Consider the following 364-nt stretch of genomic DNA (forward strand, 5'->3'; position numbering starts at 1 on the left):
CAACGGTAGACAGTCAACAGGGATTCCAGTGCCGCCGTCTTGCTGGCGATATAGGTGTGGTAATAGATATTGACCGGCTTGAAACGGTGGGGCGTTTCCGTCAGCTTGAACGTTTCAATCACCCGCTCGAAACCGTAGAAAGGACCGGTCCACTCTCTGGTGTAGATATTCTCGTTCTGGTTGGGNGCATAAACCTGGTATTCGTCACCCTTGGGCACGCCAATGCCCTTTACCAGGGTCCAGGTGGGTGCACTTTCGGTGATAATGGTGTCACTGCCGTTCATATTGAGCAGGTTACCCTGCCGGGCTGCGGCCAACGCCTCGGGAGTGGGAATGGTGTCCCCGCTCCACAACACCATTTCCG

Annotated in this window: 1 pseudogene; it reads right to left on the reverse strand. The window is 55.4% G+C overall.

From position 1 onward, the window contains the following. Positions 1-364, reverse strand: a pseudogene (locus tag A3714_RS18060) (hypothetical protein); the annotation flags it as partial.

It is taken from the genome of Alcanivorax sp. HI0007, from assembly GCF_001635525.1.
GTDB lineage: Bacteria > Pseudomonadota > Gammaproteobacteria > Pseudomonadales > Alcanivoracaceae > Alcanivorax.